Here is a 19,478-nt window from a genome sequence, read left to right as displayed (position 1 = left end):
AATCGAAGTGTCACGGCACTATGGGTAGAGAGAACTGGTTGATCGGATCCGTCGAGGAGAAGGTGACGTCCGCTGGGCCGGGTCCACCGGCGAAGGACGGGTCGGAAGCGGTGATGTCGACTCCGATGCGGTGGCCGCGATCGAATCGATGGACGATGCTGGGCAGCGGGATCGTCACCGGGTCCGCGGATCCGGTGAGGACGGCGGGTGCGACGAGCCCGTGAATCGGACTCCTCACACCGTTCGGTGCGACGTCGAGCACGGTGACGAAGACCGTCGCAGGCCCGGACACCGTGGGACTGATGGACAGCTCCGGTGCGCCAACGACGTCGACCGGTTCGGCCAGCGGCGCGGTTGTCCAGGTCACGGCCGAACCGGGCAGCGAGACCCGAGGAACGGGAACCTCCGCGGCGATGTTCGGCAGCCCCAAGGTGGTGTGCATAGGCGATCCCGCATCCCGAATCGTCTGTGTCCATGCATTGTTCGAGGCGACATCCTCGGACAGCGTGCCGTCTGCCACGTCGAACGTGCGCCTGGTGCCGACAGGAAATGTGTCCGATTCCTCGTAGGCCGGCGACGCGACGCCGGTGTAGGGCACCCAATCCCGGAAGTAGGTGAATGCCGGCCCCGGGTCGACGTCACGATCCTTGAGGTGTCGGTCGAGCCAATTGCCCACCAGTGCCGCTTCGTGCTGATTGAACGGATCGGGGGCCTTGATGTCGAACTCCCCCGGATAGCCCTTGCGATCGTTGTGTCCCCACGAGTGCCAGACCATGGACGTTTCCACTCCGCGCGCCCGCAGAGTCTCGAACGTGGCTGCTGCCTCGTCGAGGCTGAACAGTGAATCCTTCTGGCCCTGCGTGAGCAGAACCGGGACATCGACTCGATCGAGATAGTCCACGGGCGAGACGTGACGCATCGCCGCCAGAGTTCCCGGGTCCGGTTCGCGATTGGCAGAGAAGGCGGACGCGGCGTCGCAGACCCACTGGGCATAGTTCGGGCATCCCTGTGCCCGCGCCGGATCGGCTGCGTACCCTCCGGGGCCGGTCAGGACGGCGCCGGCCGCCAGAAATGCCGAACCGAACACGCTCTTGACGGGGCCGACCGACCTGCGCCCGGCTCCATCCGGTGCCAGCGAGCGAGCCAGATCGTTCCACGTGATCATCGACGCGACTGTATCCAGTCGCGAATCCACCGATGCTGCCGCCAATCCCGTTGCACCGGCATAGGAACCACCGAGATAGCCGACGCGGGGATCCTGCGGAGCATCGAGGCGAACGACGTCCAGAACGGGGGCTTCGACGGAGAGAGCGGCGTCGGTGAACACGCCTTCGCTGTCACCGGCAAGGTAGCCGATGAGGTCCGAGGCAGCCATGCCGTCGTAGTCGGGATCGGCGAAATAGATCTTGCACGTCGAGCCACCGAAACCCAAGGCGGAGTATGACAGAACCACGTAGCCGTGGGTCGCGAATCTCACTGCGGCACCCGCTTGGTCGTCCTTGGATCCGCCGAAACCGTTGCTGGTCAGGATGGCCGGAGCCCGGTTGTCCGGTCCCAGACCATCGGGGACGTAGATGTCACCCACGACGGTGCAGTGCTGATCCCGCTCAGGACCCACCGCGACGTCGAAATATCGAGTCTGTACCGAGAAGTCGCCGAACGATTGCGGGGCCAGCACCGGAAGGTCCGCGGCATGAGCAGGCGCGGTGGCCACGACCAGAGCGGTCGCGGTGACACCGACCACGGTCGAGAACAGTTTCATCGGACGCAGTTCGTCGGCGGAGCGACACCCCGAAACCTGTTGTCCAGGAATGTGAGCGCAGCGGGAAGACCCTCGAAGGCTGCCTGAATGTGCTGCGGGGCATGAACGACGTCGAACTGCAGAGTCGCCCCGTTCGCGCAGTACCGTGCGGCAGTGTCGCGCAGGGCACCGATGGGGATCAAGGGGTCGTTGTCGCTTCCCCACAGCAGCGTGGGTGCGGTGGGAACTCCCGCATACTTCACCAAACTGTTTTCGTCGATGATCTGCTGCGCTTCGGGGCTGTCCACCAAGGACGTCGTGGTCGAGACCGCCAATGCGCTCTTGAAGGCTCCGGTAGCAAGGATCACCGGTGTGCACGCATTCGAGACCTGATCCTTCAACGCCAGACCGGTGGGATTGAGCTGAGCCGTGATCGGTAGACGGTCGGGGTACTCACGTTCGAGTCCGATGGCCGCGGCAAACGCGAGCCCGAATGCCTGATGCGGCTGGAAACCCAACGCGCGAGCGATGTTGTCCAGATCGGCCGGCACCCCTCCGGCTGCGGCACCGACGATGTTCAGCTCGGGTGCATAGCTCGGAGCGAGCGCTGCGGCCCATGCCGTCGCCATTCCACCACCCGAATATCCGGCCATTCCGACCGGACTGGCCGACAGTCCGAGCTCGGGAACCCGCTGCGCGGCGCGAATTCCGTCGAGAGTGATCTGACCGCCGAGCTTGGCTGCGCCATAAGCACTTTTGGGACCGAGGTGGTCCGGGACTGCGACGGACCAGCCACGCATCAGGGCCAGGTTGAGAAATTCACGCTCCTGAACACCGGTCGTCGGATCGGCCCCGAACAGCGATTCCGACGGCGCGCACTGCAACCCGAGCGCGTTGACGAACGGCTGATACGACAGCAGCGGCCCACCGGGTGCGCGGTTCGCCGGCGCGAGAACGGTTGTCACAGCAGCGATCGCGTCACCTCGGGAGTCGGACGATCGATACTGGATCTGCCAGATGTCGGCACCCGGGTACAGGGGGCTCGAGAACCGCCTGTTCGCCACGACGTCACCGTTGTTCTTACCGGTCAGGTCAGCCGCAGCCGCAGCCGCATAGAGCGTGCCGGGCACCGGTGTCGGATCGGTCGGCGCGGCCGACGCGTGTGGCGCAGTGACGAACAGCATCGACATCAGCCCGACGGCGGTCGTCAGGGTCAAGAGGGTGCGGCGCATGATGAAAGCTCTTCTCGATTTTCATTGGGCCCGGGCCATTCGTCGGACCGGGGAAGTCTCGGGTCGATTTTCGGATCGGCACTTGTCGTTCGGGGCCTGCCGGTCATGGTGACCGCTGGGGTGCCGTCAACGGCTCTCGCACGCATTCGGCGGCCGCTCGATCGCCTCGTGGCAGTGCCATCGCGACAGCGGTGGCCACGGCCATCGTCGCTGCCAGTCCGAACAGCACGTTCTGCTGCGAGGCCAGATGATCCGACGCCGCCGGCAGCGCGGGAAGCATCGCGAAATACACGGCACCGGCGGCCGCGGTACCCACCGCCGACCCGACTTGTTGGACCGTCGGGAGGATCCCCGACGCGGAGCCGATGGCATCCGGGTTCACACCGGCGACGATGGTGCTCTGCAGCGGCGCGATCACCGACCCCAGGCCGACCCCGACCAGAACCAGTGGGATGGTCATCGGCCACGGAAAGCCGGGCCGATCGAAGTGATCCACGGCGGCACCGAGGACGAACAGCGCCGCTCCCATCGTCGCCGCACCTACCGCCACCACGCGAGAGTCCCAGCGGTGGAATGCTATCGGCGCGGCCAGCGACGCGACAACAGCCCCGAGGGCGAAGGGGATCGTGATCACTCCCACCGTCGACGCGCTGTCGCCCAGTCCGGTCTGCAGCGTCACCGACATCGTCAGAACGAATGCAGTGAAGGTGCCGTACACCAGAGCCGAGACGACGCACCCACAGGTGAACCCACGCTCCACGAAAATGCGGGTGTCGACCATGACGTGTGCACCCGCCGCGCTCCGGCGCCGTTCCCACATCGCGAAGACGGCCAACAGAATCAGGCCGATGCCGAATGCGGGTACCGCGGCCGTCGGACTCGAGCTGGTCATGATGGGGTACACGATCGACACAGCACCGATCGACCACAGGGCAACCCCGATCGGATCGAACAACCCACCCGACAGCACGTGCCCCGAGCCGGCGGAGACATACCGCCGGGCGAGGACGACTGCCGCCACCGAGATCGGAACGTTGATCAGAAATATTGCACGCCAACCTGTTCCGAGGATATCGAGGTGAAGCAGGACCGCGCCGATGACCGGGCCGGCCAGACCTGCGAGCCCTGCCGTACCGCCGTACAAGGCGAACGCAGTGGTGCGCCGCGCCCCGGAGTAGGTCGCGGTCACGATGGCCACGGTCTGAGCGGACATGGCGGCACCCGCGATTCCCTGCAGGACGCGACAGAGGATCAGTAGTTCGATGGTGGGCGCGTACGCGCACAACACCGACGTCGACGCGAACATCGCAGTGCCGACGACGAACGTGTTTCTACGCCCGAATACCTCACCTGCTCTTGCCATCGTGAGGAGCGCGCACGCAAATGCCAGTAAATACGCCGCTGGTACCCAGACTTGCTGTGCACCTGTCCCGTCGAGGTCCAGGGCGATCGTGGGCAGCGCAACGGTCACGGCCGTGACGTCGATCATCTGCATCGTCACCGCCAGCAAACAGGCGCACAGCGTCATCCACGAGCCGCTGCGTCGGCGTGTCATACCCTGCTGACGTCCGGAAGCTCGTGCGCGAACGTACTCGCGTCGGGGAGCTGCGGTACGTAATCGCCCGATTCGACCACGGCAGTGAAGATCTCGGAGATCTTGGCGAAGTAGAGATCGATCGAGCGATCGGCCTCGTCCGTTCCCGGGTACAGAAATTCCACGCCGGTGTGATCTTCGAATCGGTTGACCCACATGAAGACTTCCTCCGAGCTACCTCGGTTGCCGTACAGCCCGGCCCCGGCCGCGTCGAGTTCGGCTTCACCGGGCAGCTTTCGGACGTCGACGTACGAGATCATCGGCGCGGTCCAACCCGGTTGCGTGGTGATTCCGTGTTCCGGGCCGACCAGTTCGAGGACTCGGTGGTAGGACGTGTTCGCCAGCAGCTTCCCGGAATCGAATGCCTGCTGAGCAAGGACGGCCAAGGTGAGAAACGTCGGCTGCGTGCCCAACTCGAACTGCACGGGAACGAGGCTGGAGAACCAACCGATCGAGGCGAATTCGCCCGGCAGAGTTCGAGTGCTCTTGGGCGTCAGGCCCAGGTAGCTGCTTCGGCCGGCCAGTTCGTATTCCGCCAGGGCTGCCGCGGCGAAGATGCCTCCGATGAATTTTGCTCCCACTCCGGCACATGCGTCGTCGACGGCCCGCGCCTTCGCGCCGTCGAACAGCGGAAACGAATTGTGCGACGTTCGGGTGTAGTCGATACTGTTGCGTCCCAGCGGAAGTGGGAATGTCGGAAGATCGCCACCGTTGTCCGTCACCAGATCGATCCAGGTCCGGACGGCCGCGGACTCCAGAGTCGTGGTGTCGCTCTCGCTGCGCTCGCGCCGGCAGTACTCGATGTAGCTGCCCGGGGTGAACAGTCCATCGGACTCCCCCGTCACCGCGTTGCGATAGAGCTGCCGCAACTCGTAGTACGTCAATGCCTGCGAAATGCCGTCGGTGTCGAGGTGATCGACTGCCGCGTACACCACAAAATGGTCGTCGTGCTCGATCGTCCCGAAGGAGAAGCAGTCCCAACTCTCCGGCCCCGGGGTGGTGTCCTGCACGTGCCGTCGGATATCGGCCGCACTCGAGGGCACACCGTAGGAAGTCGGCTCGAGCACGATGTCGTCGACGTCGACGACGTGGCGCACCGATCCGACCGACGTGGTCTCGAACCAGCTCGAGAACGAATCATGGCGCTTGACAAACGTATTGAACGCTTGCCCCATTGCCGCGCTGTCCAACTTTCCTTCGATGCGGAACGTGACGAGGCACAGTCTGGAGAAGCGAAAGGACGATCCTCGGTTGCGGAATGCGGCCTCGAGGTACGCCTGCTGGATGTGGGACGGACGTGCCGGATGGACGGGTGCCGCTGCAGCCGCGCCCCGTGAGGCGTCGGTAGGCGACCACGTGGTGAGTGGTCCCGGAGCAGGCTTCCACTCGTCGATGAGTCCGAATGCAACCACGACACAACCTTTCGGAGGGGAGAGATACGACGCAGCACAGTGAGGTGCGTCGGAGGGGCCAGTGCATCATTCGAGCGAGACGGAGAACACCCCACGGCCCGGCATTTTGGAAAATCGACAACGATGCGCGAGATATCTGTGTCAGAACTGAAGGATCGTCAAGATTGTGGTGGAGGCCAGACATTCGATCTAACGTCGGACACTCATCGCGCTGACCGACAACCAGGCTCCGCGCTGCCCCCACGATGTCAGGAACGGTAGATGATCGACCGATACCGCCTGCGTGATGCGACCGTTTCGGCTCTGAGTGTGCTCGCGACCGTCGTTGTTCTCACGTCGGGCACAGCAGCAATGGCAACTGCCGAGACAGCATCGTCGGTCGTCGGAGTAGAAGGCATCGGGGAACGCCGCGACGTCGTGCACGTGCATTCCGCGGCGATGGACCGCGACGTCGTCGTCGACATCTTTCGGGCGGAGGAACCCGGTGCGCCCACCCTCTATCTGCTCAACGGCGCAGCCGGCGGAGACGGCGGCAGCAGCTGGTTCGATCAGACCGACATCGCCGGTTTCTTCGGTGACAAGAACGTCAACGTGGTGGTCCCACGGGGTGGCGCTGCGAGTTACTACACCGACTGGTTGCACGACGACCCGGTGCTGGGCCGCAACAAGTGGTCCACGTTTCTCGGTCTCGAACTGCCGCCGTTGATGAACGCACTGCTCGACAGCAACGGCGTCAATTCCGTCGCCGGTATCTCGATGGCCGGGACGTCCGTTCTGCAACTGGCCATCGCCCACCCCTCCGTCTACCGATCCGTGGCCTCGTACAGCGGATGCGCCCGTACCAGCGACCCGGTGGGCGAGATGTACGTCAGATCCGTGGTCGAAGCGCGCGGCGGTGGATCCACCACGAACATGTGGGGGCCTGCAGGCAGTGCCGACTGGATTGCCAACGACCCGTACGTCAACGCCGAAGGCCTGCGTGGTGTCGCGGTGTACATCTCGAGCGGAACGGGAGCGCCAGGCGCGTTCGATGTGCCAGGCGGACCCGGCATCGGTAGCGACTACAGCAAGCTCGCCCAGCAGCTCGCCGTCGGTGCCGTCATCGAGGCGACCACCGATTCGTGCTCGCACCAGATGCAGCAGCGCCTGCAGGAGTTGAACATCCCCGCCACCTACAACTTCCGACCCAACGGAACCCATTCGTGGGCCTATTGGCAACAAGACCTACACGACTCGTGGTCGGTGATCGCGCCGTCGATGGGACTGCCGACCACCTCCTGAGCCGTGACTTCCAGCGATGACGAAGGAAACTCGATGAGCCGAACCGACACCGTGGGCACTCCTGCTCTTGCCGCCACCTGGGCCCGTTCACCCTGGCCGCTCGCCGACATCATCGCGGCCAAACGCGGCCGAACGGTCTCGGTCGTCCTCCCTGCCCTCGACGAGGAAGACACCGTCGCGGACGTCATTGCCTCCATGACTCCCCATCTGGGAAGTCTCGTCGACGAACTGATCGTGCTCGATTCGGGATCGACCGACCGCACGGCTGTCCGGGCGCGCGCCGCCGGGGCCACCGTCGTCTCCAGGGAAGAGGTACTACCAGGCCTGCCCGTCGTCGGCGGAAAGGGCGAGGTCCTGTGGCGAGGTGTAGCAGCCACCTCGGGCGACATCGTGGTGTTCGTCGACTCGGATCTGGTCGATCCGGGGACGCATTTCGTGCCGTCGCTCGTCGGCCCACTGCTCATGCACGAGGGCGTGGAACTGGTCAAAGGCTTCTACCGTCGGCCGCTGACGATCGGTGACAGCACCGACGAGGATGGTGGCGGACGCGTAACTCAGTTGACGGTACGGCCCCTGTTGACCGCACTCCGTCCCGAACTGGCCGGCGTCTTTCAGCCGCTGGGCGGCGAGTACGCCGCCACTCGCCAGTTGCTCGAAACTGTGCCCTTCGCCCCCGGCTACGGAGTCGAGATCGGACTGCTGCTCGACACGTATCACCGCTCGGGTGCGGGCACGATCGGGCAGGTCGGACTCGGAACGCGACGCCATCGAAATCGGCCGACCTCCGAGTTGGCCGTCATGAGTCGACAGATCGTCGCCACCATGTTCTCGCGGCTCGGTCTCGGCGATTCCGGTGCCGGGTTCACCACCTTCTCGACCACGGGGCCTCAGCTCTCGATGAGTGTGGCACCGCTGTCCTTGGTCGACCGTCCCCCGCTGATCACCGTCGACGACTACCTACGTGCCCATCGCCGGCACTCGATGAGCGCGCCGGTCTGACCCGAATACAGACGCACCCTCCACCGTCGAGCACGGTGAAGGGTGCGCTGAGTCGTGCCGAAGAACGAACTACTTGCCTGCAGCTTCCGACGCCCGAAGATCCTTACGGAGAATCTTGCCTGCCGCGGACTTCGGCACTGTGTCGATGAATTCGACGCGTCGAACCTTCTTGTGCGGGGAGACACGCTCGGCGACGAACGCGATGATGCCGTCCTCGTCGATCGTGGCACCCTGCTGCCGGACGACGAATGCCTTGGGGATTTCCTCGCCCTCGTCGTCGAGAACACCGATCACGGCGGCGTCGGCGATCTCCTCGTGAGTGAGCAGCAGGGCCTCGAGCTCGGCCGGCGGCACCTGGTAGCCCTTGTACTTGATCAGTTCCTTGAGGCGGTCGACGATGTAGACGACGCCTTCGTGGTCCGCGACAGCGATGTCACCGGTGTGCAGGTAACCGTCGGAGTCGAGGGTCTCGGCGGTGGCGGAGGGGTTGTTCAGGTACCCGACCATGACGTTCGGTCCCTTGACCCACAGCTCGCCCGGCTTGCTCAATCCCTCTGCGGGAAGCTCGATTTCGTCGCCGGTGGCCGGGTCGACGAGCTTGTTCTCGGTGTTGGCCAGCGGCTGACCAACCGAGCTGAGCGGCATGTCGTCGCGGTCGAACGGGATGGCGTGGCTGACCGGGCTGAGCTCACTCATGCCGTAGCCCTGGCGCACTCGCGTGTTCAAGCGCTTGGCGACGGCCTTGCCGAGCTCCTCGTCCAGCGGTGCGGCGCCGGAGAAGATGGTGTGCACGCTGGAGAGGTCGTACTGATCGATCATCGGGTGCTTGGCGAGGGCGACGGCCACCGGCGGTGCGATGAACAGGTACGTCAGCTTCTGATCCTGAATGATGCGCAGGAATTCGACGAGGTCGAACTTCGGCATCGTCACCAGATGCGCGCGCAGCTTGAGGGCGATGTTGAGCAGCACCGTCAGGCCGTAGATGTGGAAGAACGGCAGCAGCGCCAGGATCGCATCGTCGCTGTCGATGCCCACCCGCGGTTCCATCTGGGCGACGTTCGCGACGAGGTTGCGGTGGGTGAGGATGACGCCCTTCGGGACACCGGTCGTGCCCGAGGAATACGGCAGCACCGCGACGTGCGTGGCCGGATCGAACGAAACCTCGGGAGCAGGCGCGCCCTGGGTGAGTAGATCGCGCAGATTCGGGTGCCCCTCGGCACCGTCGAGCACGATCACGTGATCGGCGTCGATGCCCACCTTGTCCGCGGCCGCCTTCGCCTGCGGGTACAGCGGGGAGACGGTGAACAGGAACTTCGCGCCGGAACCGGTGAGCTGCTTGGCGATGTCCTCGGCGGTGTACAGCGCGTTGATCGTCGTCGCAGTTCCGCCGGCACGCAGAATGCCGTGCAGCACCGACGCGAACGCGGGCACGTTGGGCGAGTGCAGTCCGACGACATCGCCGACCTCGAGCCCGCGAGCCGCGAGTGCCCCGGCGATCGCGTCGACCTGGCCGATCAGGCTCTTGTAGGTGGTGACGTCACCCGAAGTGCCGTCGATGAGAGCTGGCTTGTCCAGATCGGACTCGGCGATGGACCCGAACAAGAAGTCGTAGACGCTCAGATTCGGGATCTCGACGTCGGGAAAGGGACTGCGGAAGCTCATGGCTCTCCTTCGAAGAACTGCGGCAACAATGATCGAACCTTACCGTGAAAGCGGTCACATCGGACAGCGACCCTACCGCTGAGTCAGGTAGGGCGGGCGCTAACTTCGCGACGCGTACGGTTTGCCCGCTGCTGCCGGTCCTCGCACGTGGCCCACCAGCCCTGCGACGGCGAAGATGGTCACCACGTAGGGCAGCATCAACATGAATTCGCTCGGCACCGGAGACCCGATGATGCCCAGCACGTTCTGCAGGTTCGACGCGAATCCGAACAGCAGTGCAGCCAACGTCGCGCGCACCGGATCCCAGCGCCCGAAGATGACTGCAGCGAGTGCGATGTAGCCGGCACCGGCAGTCATTTCCTTGCCGAAGGCTCCGACGGAACCGAGCGTGAAGTACGCACCGCCGAGTCCCGCGATGGCACCGGCGAGGCAGACGTTCCAGAATCGCGTTCGAGCCACGTTGATTCCAACGGTGTCGGCGGCTTGCGGATGCTCACCGACGGCGCGCAGCCGCAGACCCCACTTGGTGTGGAACAGGCCGAAGAACACCAGCGCCACGGCGATGTACATCAGGTACACGATCAGCGTCTGTCGAAACAGCACCGGACCGACGATCGGAATCTGCGAGAGCACCGGAATGTCGATGCGCGCGAAACGCGGTGGCGAATTGAGCGTCTCGGCGTTCTTGGTGAGCACCACCGAGTACAGGAAGCTGGTCAGTCCGACGACCAGGACGTTGAGCACTACACCCACGATGACCTGATTGACGAAGTAGCGAATCGAGAACACTGCCAGCAGCGACGCGGTCAGTGCACCGGCCACCAGAGCGGCGAGCAACGCCACGTAGGTCGACCCGGTGATCGACGCGACGACGGCACTGACGAAAGCGCCTGCGAGCAACTGACCTTCGATGGCGATGTTGATGACACCGACCCGCTCGGAGATCACCCCGCCCATCGCGCCGAAGATCAGGGGTGTGCTCAGAGCGACTGCGCCGATGAGCAATCCGGGCACCGGGATGGTCTCACCGTCGGCTGCCCACGCGAGAAAACCGAACACGAACAACACCGCGAACACGGCGAGCAACCACAGCGGCGTCGAGCGGTAGCGCGAGGCCAGCAGCGCCGCGTAGCCGGTGATGACGGCCAGCAACACGACCACGATCAGACCGGTGCCGTACGACGGCACACCCACGGCCGGAAGTGCGAAGAAGTCGCCCTCCGATGCCAATGCGAATGTGCTTGTGCCCGAACCTTTCTTGACAACGAACAGCGCCAGAGCGAGCAACGTCACGACCCCGAGGATCGACGGCACCTTCCAGCTGCGACCGAGTACTGCCTCGGCGGGGGCGACGACGGGGGCGGTCACAGTGCACCCACCTTCGCGGTCTCGGCCTTCGCCAGTTTCTCTTCGCCTGGTTTGGGCAATCGGAACACCGCTCGCACCAGTGGTGGCGCAGCGATGAACAGCACGATCACCGATTGCACGACGAGCACGATGTCGATGGGTACGCCCTCGGCCGCCTGCATGGCGAACCCGCCGGCTTTGAACGCGCCGAACAGGATTCCCGCGAAGAACACGCCCCACGGTTTCGATCGGCCGAGCAGTGCGACTGTGATGGCGTCGAATCCGATTCCGGCATCGATGTCGGCGCTGAAGCCTGTGGTAACGGTGCCCAGTACTTGGGCAACTCCGGCAAGGCCGACGAGCGCACCGGACATGATCATGGCGTAGAGGTAGATCCGGTTGACGTTCATACCGGCCACCCGTGAGGCGTGTGGGTTCTCGCCCACTGCCCGGAATCGGAATCCGAGGCTGGATCGCTCGAGCAGCCACCACACCGCGACGGTCACGAGGATCACCAGCACGAAACCGAGGTGCAGGCTGTACCGGTCGCCGAACAGCTTGGGGAACACCGCTGTCGACGCGATAGGAGCGGTCTTGGGATTGTTCGATCCCGGAGCCTGCAGCGCTCCAGGGGTTCGCAGAAGGTACGAGATCAGGTAGAACGCGATGTAGTTGAGCATGATGGTGACGATCACCTCGTGAGCACCGGTGCGCGCCTTGAGGAATCCGGCGATACCGCCCCACACCGCGCCGCCGAGAACTCCGGCGACGACGGCCACCAGCAGGTGGATTCCGGCCGGCAGGTTCACTCCGAACCCCACCCAGCCTGCGCATGCCGATGCGATGAGCATCTGGCCTCGACCACCGATGTTGAACATGCCGACACGGAAGGCTAGTGCCACACCGAGTCCCGCGACGATCAGCGGAGTGGCGAAAGTCAGCGTCTCGAGCAGAGGCCGGATGCCGTTCTCGAATCCGGGACGCCGAAAGTTGTACACCGAGCCCTGGAACAACGACGAGTACGCCCCGGCAACGGAATCCCAGATGGCCTTCAGCATGTCCGAGGGACGCGAGAAGAAGTAGCCTGCCGACTCCTGGACGCCGGTGTTGGTGGCGGCGATGAGCACGGCACCGACGATCAGCGCGAGCAGTACGGCGAGAACCGAGATGATGGCACTGCCGGTGAAGATCTGCCGGAGTACTACATGCGAAGCGGACGGCTGCGGAGGTGTCGGGGGCGGCTCAGCGGCCGGGGGCTGCTGGGTCTCACTCACCACGCTCACCGCCCATCATCAATCCGAGTGTTTCGCGGGACGTATCCCCGGGGACGATTCCCACGATTGCTCCTCGATACATGACGGCGATGCGGTCGGCCAGTGCGGCGACCTCATCCAGTTCGCTCGAGACCACGATGACCGGGATCCCCGAATCCCGAGTGGCGACGATGCGCTTGTGCACGAATTCGATGGACCCGACGTCGATTCCGCGAGTCGGCTGGGCCGCGACGAACAGCCGCAGATCGCGGCTCAGTTCGCGTGCGAGCACCACTTTCTGCTGGTTACCACCGGACAGGCGTCCGACGGCGGTCCCGATTCCCGGTGCCCGCACATCGAATTCGCTCAGCTTCTCCGAGGCGAACTTCTCCAGATAGTCGCGCTGCACCGCGCCGCGACGCACGAACGGCATGCTGTTCGAGCGATCGAGCATCAGATTCTCCGCAATCGAGAACTCGCCCACCAAACCGTCGACGGTACGGTCCTCCGGCACGAAGCCGACTCCGGCGTCGAGCACGTCCTGCACCGTCGATCCGACCAGCGAACGGCCGTCAAGGCTGATCTTTCCGGACACGTTGTCCTGCAACCCGAGTAGAGCCTCGACGAATTCGGTCTGCCCGTTGCCCTGCACTCCGGCGACGGCGAGTATCTCCCCCGCCGCGACCTCGAGGCTGACGTCGTCGACGGTCTTGTTGCCCTGGGCGTCGAACACCGACAGATTCTCGATGACCAGCGCCGGCTCTCCAGGAGAGGCGGGATCCTTTGAGACCGTCAGCTGCACATCGCGTCCCACCATCATGGCCGCGAGTTCGGTGTTGGAGGCGGTCGGTTTCGCTTCGCCGACCACCTTGCCGAGCCGGATGACGGTGATCTTGTCTGCCACTTCGCGTACTTCGCGCAACTTGTGGGTGATGAAGACGATGGTGGTGCCCGACGCCGCGAGCTCGCGCATGATCCGCATCAGATCGTCGGTTTCCTGCGGCGTCAGGACGGCCGTCGGCTCGTCGAACACGAGCACCTTGGCCTCACGAGAGAGCGCTTTGACGATCTCCACCCGCTGCTGCACGCCGACGGGTAGGTCGTCGACGAGAGCATCGGGATCGAGATCGAAGCCGAACCTCGCGGAGATCTCTCGTACCAGCTTTCGTGCTGCCACGAGATCGAGTCGTCCACCGAGCGAGGTGGTTTCGTTACCGAGGACGATGTTCTCGGCGACGGTGAACACCGGAATCAGCATGAAGTGCTGATGCACCATGCCGATCCCGGCAGTCATTGCCTCGCCCGGACCGCCGAAATTCTGCTCGACGTCGTCGAGCAGAATCTGGCCCTCCTCGGCGCGATACAGGCCACTGAGCACGTTCATCAACGTGGACTTGCCTGCACCGTTCTCGCCGAGGAGGCAGTGGATCTCGCCGGATTCGACACTCAGATCGATATGGTCGTTGGCGATCAACGAGCCGAATCGTTTGGTGATACCGCGAAGTTCGAGCTTCATATCCCTTTACGACCGCTTGGTGCTACTTGGGTGCCGACGGCGACTCGACGGTGATGGACCCGTCGACGATGCCGGCCTTGATCGTGTCCAGCTCGCCCTGCAGTGCGGGGTCGACCTTGGACTCGAAGTCGTGGAACGGCGCGATGCCGACGCCGTCGTTCTCCAGGGTGCCCACGTAGGGAGCGTTGTCGAACTTGTCGGCACCGGAGTTGGCCACGACCTCGTCGACGCTGGTCTTGAGGCCCTTGGTCACCGAGGTGAGCAGCAGGTCGCCGACCGACGGGTCGGATTCGAAGACGTCGGCGTCCGCACCGATGAGGGCGACCGGACGCGAGGAGTCCCGAATGGCCTGCGCCGCACTCTGATAGATGGGCCCACCGACCGGGAAGATGACGTCGGCGTTCTGGTCGATCAGACCCTGAGCGGTGTTCTTGGCAACTTCGTTGGCAGTGAATCCGCCGGTGAACGAGCCGTTCTGCGAGGGCACGTCCCAGCCGATCACGCGGACTGCCTTGCCCTTCTGCTCGTTGAAGTAGTTCACACCGTCGGCGAAACCGTCCATGAAGATGGTGACGGTCGGCAGCTGGGAGCCGCCGAACGTGCCGACCACTCCGGTGGTGCTGTAGCTCGCGGCCGCGTAACCGGCGAGGAAAGCCGACTGCGAGGCGTCGTACGTCAGCGGCTTGACGTTCGGCAGGTCGATCGTCGAGTCGTCGATGATCGCGAAGTCGATGTCGGAGTTGGCCTCGGCTGCCACCTTGGTGGCGTCGGCCAGATCGAATCCGACGGTGACGATGAGGTTGCAGCCCTGATCGACGAGGTTGTTGATGTTGGGGGCGTAGTCGGTGGGCGACGCGGACTCGACGGTGCGCGGCTCGACGCCGAGCTCCTGGGAGGCTTCGGTCAAACCCTCGAACCCGAGCTGGTTGAACGACTTGTCGTCGAATCCGCCGCTGTCGGAAACCATGCAGGGCAGGAAGTCACTGGATCCGCCTCCACTCGATCCTTCGTCCTCGGGAGCGGATCCACAGCCTGCGATCAGGGCGATGGCACCGAGCGACGCGACGCCGCCGAGTGCTGCCTTCCGCGTACTCGTGCGGGTAACGAATGACAAGATGTCCTCCAATTTAGATGTGCTTCGTCTGGGTCGGGACGCTACTCGCGCGGGCGAGGGTGCGCAGGATTTCACTCAGGAGTCCTTATCGGATGCAGCCTTGTTCGGCACAGCCTTGTTGGGCTCGGCCTTCTCGGGCAAGCTGCCGCCTTCACGGAGTATTCGTGCTTCGTCCTCACGCACCATCACTGCCGGCCCCGCTGCCACCACCGATGGGTTCGGCGGCGTACCGGGTCTGAATACGTTGAAGAATACGTTGAGGACCACTGCCACGATGCTGGCGGCACTGATTCCGGAATGGAAGATGGTGACGAACCAGTCCGGAAATTCGTCCCAGAAGTCGCTCGCGACAACGGGAATGAGGCCGAACGCCAAGGTCACCGCCACGATGACCACATTGGAGTTGTTGTCGTAGTTCACCTTGCCGAGGGTCCGGATGCCGCTGGCGGCGACGGTTCCGAACAGAGCGATGCCTGCCCCGCCGAGTACCGGCAGCGGGACGACACCGACGACTGCGGCAAGAACCGGCGAAAGGCCCAGCAGCGCAAGCACGCCGCCACCCACCGCCACGACGAAGCGGCTCTTGATGCCGGTCATCGCCACCAGACCGACGTTCTGCGCGAAGGCCGTCGCCGGGAAGGTGTTGAAGATCGGGGCGACGGCAGAGGACACCATGTCTGCGCGCAGGCCGTCACCGACGCGCTTGGAGTCGACATCGGTTCCGACGACCTCTCCGACGGCGAGGATGTCGGCCGTGGTCTCGACCATGATCACCAGGATCACGATGGTCATCGAGACGATCGCACCGACGGCGAAGATCGGTGACCCGAACGCGAACGGGGTCGGTACGGCCACCACGGACGCGTCACCGACACCGTCGAAGTCGGTTTTGCCGACGATCAGTGCTGCGATGGTGCCGACGACGAGTCCGAGCAGAATCGACAGCCTCGACAGGCCAGGAATCTTGGTCATCACCAGCACAGCGAGGAGGGTGAACATCGCCAGCCCGATATTGGCGGGATCGAGATAGTTCGGGTTCGGGGCACCGCCCACCATCTCCTGGCCGGTGATCCACCGCGCGGCGACCGGCATCAGCGACAGACCGATGACGGTGATGATGCTGCCGGTCACCAGCGGCGGAAAGAAACGAATGATCTTCGAGAAGAACGGCGCGATGGCCAACCCGATCAGTGCGGCCACCAACACGGCACCGAGGACCGTGCGCAATCCCGTTCGGCCGTCTTCCGCACTGCCGATGATCGTCAGCACCGTCGAGACCGAAGCAAACGAAATGCCCTGCACCAGCGGCAGTTGCGAGCCGAAGAACGGGATACCGATGGTCTGCAGGACGGTGGCCACGCCACTGACGAACAGCGCGCACGAAATCAGCAGGGCTTGGTCGGCGCCGGACAGCCCGGCCGCTCCACCGACGATGATCGGTACGGCGATGACGCCACCGAACATCGAGAGAATGTGTTGCAGACCGTAACCGAACATCTGCAGCACCGGCGGGCGGGCGTCCTCGGGCCTGGTCATGAGAGTCAGGCTATGAACCGGACGTTACGGGCAGCGACACCGACCCATTTCGAGCGAGTTACGCTTGCTCGGCCTTGTCTGCTCCCACCAGATGCTCGAACGCCTTCAGATTCGCCAACGATTCGCCACGCGAGACCCGCCATGCCCATTCACGTTTGATGGACTCCGCGAATCCCAGTTCGAGCAGCACGTTGAAGTCTCCGTCGGCTGCCTCGAGGGTCTGACCGAAGATCCGATCGAGTTCGTCACCGTCGACAGCCCGCAACGACATTCGGCCCACGAGATAGATATCGCCGACCTTGTCGATGGTGTAATGCACCCCGTACAGCCGACGGTTACGACGCAGCAGGTACTTGTACACGCCCTCGAAGTTCTCGTCGGGCTTGCGGCATACGAACGCCTCGATGCGCACCCCGTGATGTCCGACGGTCAACATCGTCGTCGTCTTCAGTTTGCGTTCCCCGGGCAGTTCGACGGTGAACACCTCGCCGCGCCGCGTGTAGTCCAGTTCGCGATCCTTCAGGACCCGGTCGATCAGTTCGGCGGTCTCGCTCATGCAGTCACAGCTCCTGATCTGCGTAGTTTCGACAATCCTCGGACCCGTCGCGGCGAGAACTCGCTCGGTGCCTCACCGCGGTCGAAATGGAATTTGGCCTGTCGGTAACTCTCGATGAGACCGTCCGCAGTGTGCTCCCACGAGAAGTTTTTGGCATGCCGAGGTGCCGCACTTGCCATGTCCGCCAAAGCAGTTCGATCCGAGAGCATCGACGCGAGCGCATCGGCCCAATCCTCGGTGCGGTGCCCCTGCACCAGCCGACCGGTCTCGCCCGATCGCACGGCCACACCGAGACCGCCCACATCGGCTGCCAACACCGGCGTTCCGCACGCCTGAGCTTCGATCGCGACCAGGCCGAACGATTCGTTGTAACTCGGCACCGCAACGACATCCGCGGCGCGGTAGATCTGGGCCAGACGCGACGACGGTTGCGGCGGCAGGAACGTCACCCGCGAGGTGATCCCGAGACTCTCGGCCAGATCGATGAGGCTGTCTGGCCGATCCAACCCGCTGCCCGACGGCCCGCCGACGATGAGGACCCGTAGCGGCGACGACGGATCTCGCTGCAGCACTTCGGCGGCCGCGGCGATGAGCACGTCCGGAGCCTTGAGCGGTTGGATGCGTCCGACGAATGCGACGATCGACTCGTCGGGGTTCAGACCCAGCTCGATGCGGGCCGCGAGCTTGTCCCCCGGATTGTATTGCGCCAGATCGGCTCCCGGCGCAACCACGTCGATCGAGTCCTGCGAGGCCCCGTAGATCTCCACGAGGGACTTCGCTTCCTCGGTCGTGTTGGCGATCAGCCGGTCTGCCTCGGCCACCACTTGCTGCTCGCCGATCTGGCGCGCCGCAGGCTCAGGTGAATCACCATGCGCCAACGAGGCGTTCTTGACAGCGGCGAGGGTGTGCGCGGTGTGTACCAGCGGCACTCCCCAGCGATCGCGCGCGAGCCAGCCCACCTGACCCGAGAGCCAGTAGTGCGAGTGCACCAGATCGTAGTAACCGGGCTCGTGCCGGGCTTCCTCACGCAGTACCCCGGCCGCGAACGCGCACAGCTGGGTGGGCAGGTCGTGTTTGTCCAGCCCCTCGAACGGGCCGGCGACGATGTTGCGGACCAGCACTCCGGGTGCTGCCTCGACGACGGGAGCATCGGTGGACGCCGTGGCCCGGGTGAAGATCTCGACCTCCACACCCCGCTTGGCCAGCTCCTTGGCGCTCTGCAACACGTAGACGTTCATGCCACCCGCGTCACCCGTTCCGGGCTGCGCCAGTGGGGACGTATGCAAGGACAACACAGCGACCCTGCTCAGCTGGTGTCCAGTCACTCCCTCAGTGTGCACGCCTCCACATTACGTCTCGATAACTACCTCTTCAGACGACCGGGCAGACTCAGACCATCCACGAACTCGGTCACCTCGGCGAAGAACCTCTCGGGATCGGCCATGAACGGTCCGTGATCCACGCCCTCCCAATACGACGCCACGGCCGTGGGAATCAACTCCGCTGCGTGACGCCCGGCGGAGACGTCGACGACGGTGTCCTCGGTGCCGTGCAGCACGAATGCCGGCACATCGAGGCTGCGGAGCAGGTCGTCATGCCCGACGGCACGATCGAACAGGGCGGCGCGCACTCGCGGCCGGGTGGACAGGGTCAACCCGAACAGCGCCTGCGCTTCCGTGCCCTTGCCTTCTGTGGGCCCGGTCAACGCGTTGCCGAAGCTACCGAGCGCCTTGATGGCTACGCGGGGCTCCTCGGCCATCGCACCGGGGATCGCCGCCCGCATGGCCGTCCCCACGCGTCCGCCTGCTTCTCCCCTGCCGATGCTGGTGATCGCGCCGACGAGCACGATGCCCGCCACCGCGCCCGTGCCGTGTTCGGCGAGGTAGTCACAGATCACCAGACCACCGTAGGACCAGCCCAGGAGCACCGCGTCGGCGTTGATGCCCTCTGCAGCGAGCACCGCCTCGACGTCCCCGGCCCAGATCTCGGAGTCGGCGTACCCCGTCGCAGGGGCATCGGAGTAGCCGTGACCCCGCAGGTCGACGGCGACAACGCGGTACCGCTCGGCCAAGTTCGCCAACAGTCCCTCGCCCCAGCACGCCGAGCTCTGCGCCCACCCGTGCAGCAGAACCAGTGGCCTCGCCTCGGGGTCACCGCTGACGCGGTAGACGATGTTGGCTCCGTCGATCCCGGTGGCCTGGCGAACCGGTCCTGCTGCAGGGGTGCTCATAGTGG

15 protein-coding genes are annotated in these 19,478 nt (G+C 64.5%); 2 read left to right on the top strand and 13 right to left on the bottom strand.

Going from position 1 to position 19,478, the window contains the following annotated elements:
- Positions 1 to 10 precede the first annotated feature (10 nt).
- The 4 genes from BH93_RS06595 to BH93_RS06580 form a co-directional block, all read right to left on the bottom strand.
- Positions 11 to 1,762, bottom strand: a complete 1,752-nt coding sequence (locus BH93_RS06595) for a CocE/NonD family hydrolase (protein WP_037171864.1) — start codon at positions 1,760 to 1,762, stop codon at positions 11 to 13.
- The gene (locus BH93_RS06590) at positions 1,759 to 2,973 is read right to left on the bottom strand and encodes a lipase family protein (protein WP_037171867.1); all 1,215 of its coding nucleotides are present in this window, start codon (positions 2,971 to 2,973) and stop codon (positions 1,759 to 1,761) included. Before BH93_RS06590 ends, BH93_RS06595 begins: the two co-directional genes overlap by 4 nt.
- Positions 2,974 to 3,076: 103 nt before the next feature.
- Entirely contained in the window at positions 3,077 to 4,528 is a 1,452-nt protein-coding gene (locus tag BH93_RS06585) for an MFS transporter (RefSeq protein ID WP_080738915.1), read from the bottom strand.
- Positions 4,525 to 5,979 carry a condensation domain-containing protein gene (locus tag BH93_RS06580; RefSeq protein ID WP_037171870.1) on the bottom strand — a complete coding sequence of 485 codons (1,455 nt, stop codon included), beginning with the start codon at positions 5,977 to 5,979 and terminating at the stop codon, positions 4,525 to 4,527. Before BH93_RS06580 ends, BH93_RS06585 begins: the two co-directional genes overlap by 4 nt.
- 261 nt (positions 5,980 to 6,240) lie before the next feature.
- Between BH93_RS06580 and BH93_RS06575 the strand changes: the two genes are divergently transcribed.
- The gene (locus BH93_RS06575) at positions 6,241 to 7,260 is read left to right on the top strand and encodes an alpha/beta hydrolase (RefSeq protein ID WP_052064862.1); all 1,020 of its coding nucleotides are present in this window, start codon (positions 6,241 to 6,243) and stop codon (positions 7,258 to 7,260) included.
- Positions 7,261 to 7,293: 33 nt separating this feature from the next.
- A complete protein-coding gene (locus tag BH93_RS06570) occupies positions 7,294 to 8,259 on the top strand; it encodes a glucosyl-3-phosphoglycerate synthase (protein WP_037172210.1) in 966 nt (321 codons plus the stop codon).
- A gap of 69 nt (positions 8,260 to 8,328) precedes the next feature.
- Here BH93_RS06570 and BH93_RS06565 read toward each other — a convergent pair whose 3' ends face one another.
- The 9 genes from BH93_RS06565 to BH93_RS06525 all read right to left on the bottom strand — a co-directional run bounded on the left by BH93_RS06565 (position 8,329) and on the right by BH93_RS06525 (position 19,473).
- Positions 8,329 to 9,921, bottom strand: coding sequence for a 4-coumarate--CoA ligase family protein (locus BH93_RS06565; RefSeq protein ID WP_037171871.1), 1,593 nt, complete (start codon positions 9,919 to 9,921; stop codon positions 8,329 to 8,331).
- 99 nt (positions 9,922 to 10,020) lie between these two features.
- Positions 10,021 to 11,289 (bottom strand): ABC transporter permease, encoded by a 1,269-nt coding sequence (locus BH93_RS06560; protein WP_037171873.1) that lies wholly within the window; start codon positions 11,287 to 11,289, stop codon positions 10,021 to 10,023.
- Complete coding sequence (locus BH93_RS06555) at positions 11,286 to 12,542, bottom strand: ABC transporter permease (RefSeq protein ID WP_080730777.1); 1,257 nt, start codon at positions 12,540 to 12,542, stop codon at positions 11,286 to 11,288. The genes BH93_RS06560 and BH93_RS06555 overlap by 4 nt, the downstream gene beginning before the upstream one ends.
- The gene (locus tag BH93_RS06550) at positions 12,535 to 14,037 is read right to left on the bottom strand and encodes an ABC transporter ATP-binding protein (protein ID WP_037171874.1); all 1,503 of its coding nucleotides are present in this window, start codon (positions 14,035 to 14,037) and stop codon (positions 12,535 to 12,537) included. The genes BH93_RS06555 and BH93_RS06550 overlap by 8 nt, the downstream gene beginning before the upstream one ends.
- A gap of 22 nt (positions 14,038 to 14,059) precedes the next feature.
- On the bottom strand, positions 14,060 to 15,151 hold the full coding sequence (locus tag BH93_RS06545) for a BMP family lipoprotein (RefSeq protein ID WP_242459136.1): 1,092 nt from the start codon (positions 15,149 to 15,151) through the stop codon (positions 14,060 to 14,062).
- A gap of 75 nt (positions 15,152 to 15,226) precedes the next feature.
- Entirely contained in the window at positions 15,227 to 16,687 is a 1,461-nt protein-coding gene (locus BH93_RS06540) for a nucleobase:cation symporter-2 family protein (RefSeq protein ID WP_037171878.1), read from the bottom strand.
- Between the two features lie 58 nt (positions 16,688 to 16,745).
- Positions 16,746 to 17,243 (bottom strand): YbjN domain-containing protein, encoded by a 498-nt coding sequence (locus tag BH93_RS06535; RefSeq protein ID WP_032380356.1) that lies wholly within the window; start codon positions 17,241 to 17,243, stop codon positions 16,746 to 16,748.
- Positions 17,240 to 18,568, bottom strand: a complete 1,329-nt coding sequence (gene mshA, locus BH93_RS06530; RefSeq protein ID WP_037171880.1) for a D-inositol-3-phosphate glycosyltransferase — start codon at positions 18,566 to 18,568, stop codon at positions 17,240 to 17,242. Before mshA ends, BH93_RS06535 begins: the two co-directional genes overlap by 4 nt.
- A 38-nt stretch (positions 18,569 to 18,606) precedes the next feature.
- A complete protein-coding gene (locus BH93_RS06525; RefSeq protein ID WP_037171881.1) occupies positions 18,607 to 19,473 on the bottom strand; it encodes an alpha/beta fold hydrolase in 867 nt (288 codons plus the stop codon).
- Between the last annotated feature and the right edge of the window lie 5 nt (positions 19,474 to 19,478).

Origin of the sequence: Rhodococcoides fascians A25f, from assembly GCF_000760935.2 — a bacterium.
In the GTDB taxonomy this organism is placed as follows: domain Bacteria; phylum Actinomycetota; class Actinomycetes; order Mycobacteriales; family Mycobacteriaceae; genus Rhodococcoides.
Note: the sequence above shows the minus strand (reverse complement) of the source record. Positions and strands in the feature narration are given on the sequence as shown.

Bases quoted from the DNA above. Each gene is read 5' to 3' on its own strand.
- BH93_RS06590 (WP_037171867.1), bottom strand. From the start codon at position 2,973: ATGCGCCGCACCCTCTTGACCCTGACGACCGCCGTCGGGCTGATGTCG.
- BH93_RS06565 (WP_037171871.1), bottom strand. From the start codon at position 9,921: ATGAGCTTCCGCAGTCCCTTTCCCGACGTCGAGATCCCGAATCTGAGC.
- BH93_RS06570 (WP_037172210.1), top strand. From the start codon at position 7,294: ATGAGCCGAACCGACACCGTGGGCACTCCTGCTCTTGCCGCCACCTGG.
- BH93_RS06540 (WP_037171878.1), bottom strand. From the start codon at position 16,687: ATGACCAGGCCCGAGGACGCCCGCCCGCCGGTGCTGCAGATGTTCGGT.
- BH93_RS06525 (WP_037171881.1), bottom strand. From the start codon at position 19,473: ATGAGCACCCCTGCAGCAGGACCGGTTCGCCAGGCCACCGGGATCGAC.
- BH93_RS06575 (WP_052064862.1), top strand. From the start codon at position 6,241: ATGATCGACCGATACCGCCTGCGTGATGCGACCGTTTCGGCTCTGAGT.
- BH93_RS06550 (WP_037171874.1), bottom strand. From the start codon at position 14,037: ATGAAGCTCGAACTTCGCGGTATCACCAAACGATTCGGCTCGTTGATC.
- BH93_RS06535 (WP_032380356.1), bottom strand. From the start codon at position 17,243: ATGAGCGAGACCGCCGAACTGATCGACCGGGTCCTGAAGGATCGCGAA.
- BH93_RS06585 (WP_080738915.1), bottom strand. From the start codon at position 4,528: ATGACACGCCGACGCAGCGGCTCGTGGATGACGCTGTGCGCCTGTTTG.
- BH93_RS06595 (WP_037171864.1), bottom strand. From the start codon at position 1,762: ATGAAACTGTTCTCGACCGTGGTCGGTGTCACCGCGACCGCTCTGGTC.